The 1,492-nt window shown below is 34.6% G+C and carries 1 protein-coding gene; it reads right to left on the bottom strand.

The window, feature by feature from the left end; translation table 11 throughout:
• Positions 1-70 precede the first annotated feature (70 nt).
• Positions 71-1,492 (bottom strand): gliding motility-associated C-terminal domain-containing protein (locus tag EKL98_RS15780; protein WP_148104434.1); only part of this gene is annotated, 1,422 nt, incomplete at its 5' end.

The following is a 1,492-nucleotide window of genomic DNA, read 5'->3' as shown; positions in this document are numbered from 1 at the left end:
CTGTTGATTCATATCTTCGGAAAAATCGCTTCCGCTTTTATAAACTTAACATTTTAACCCTTGATTCGCATTATTTACTAAGGTATAAATACCCGTCTAATTTTTTGATTTCCACTTTGCCATTCCCATTAATAGCACTGTAATTTAAGATGTAAAAATAAGTACCGGTAGGTAATCCAGAAGATTGACTAATAGTTGTTCTTCCACGAGATATACCTTCAAAATTATTAGTTTGATTATTATAGTTTTTTGTTTCAAAAACTAATACACCCCAACGGTTATATATTTCAACCGTATTCTCTTGGTAGCAAGTTGTGTTTTCAATATTATCGATTACAAATACTTCGTTTATACCATCTCCGTTTGGCGAAAAAGCATTATGGACTTTTATGTTTCCACATCCTAAAACGATACAATCATCGTTAATATTCACTGTTAACTGGATGCTTTTTGGACACATTTCGTCATTAATTCGATACTCAAAAACTTTGTTTCCTAAAGTCAAACCAAAAGGCGATAAGATATTTCCTTGCAATGCGCCAGTATTATCAACATCTGTCCAAGTTCCATTTATTAGAGTTCCCTCGGGTAACAAATTAAAGATATTGATTGTTGAAGAGTCACCATTACACGCAGAGCTTACAATTGGTGTGGCGTTATTTGATGCTGTTACATTCACAATTTGAGTAAATTTAGAAACATTCCCGCAAGAATCAGAAACAGACCACTCTCTGACAATTGAGTAGGAGTTAAGTGAGCTGTTAGTAATTTTTTCAGTAAATAGTGCGGGGGAAACAGTTGAACAATTATCTGTAAATATAAGTTCCGGTTTCAAAGGAATAGCATCACAATTTACATTAATATTAGATGCAAACTCAGTTGTTGTGGTTGGGCCGTTAGTATCTTGTACACTGATCCTTTGAGAAGCAGTAATTGCATTTCCTGCTAAATCAGTAGCGGTCCATGTTCTTGTTATCGTATAAGAACCAATACAACTTCCTTGAACCGTTGCGTCAACAAATGTTAGTGTAACAGAACTACAGGTATCAGTAGCTGTTGCTTGAGCAAAATCAGGAGTAGTACTACATTGTATCGTTGATTGCACTGGTAATGATGCAAAGACAGGCGCAGTACTATCTTTAATGATTATTGTTATTACAGCAGTATCACAGTTTTCAGTGTTTGATTTTTCGCATATTTGATACGTTAAAACGTACGTTCCAGGAATTGTTCCGTTTAATATATTGATGTTTCCAAGGTTATCCAATTGAATGTTTGAATTTAGTCCAGAAACTAAAGAGATGTTTACCGCTGAAGCCACTACCGGGTTTCCGTTTATTGAATCATTTATTAAAACACTTCCTAACAATCCTACTGAAGTACAATTTTCGATTGAAAAAACATCATCATTAGCAACAATAGCAGGCGCAGTAACGGTAACGCTAACGGTGGCAGTATCACAATTTATTGGATTTATAATTTCACAGATTTG

It is taken from the genome of Flavobacterium bomense (assembly GCF_003970355.1).
This window is presented reverse-complemented; position numbering and strand designations above follow the sequence as displayed.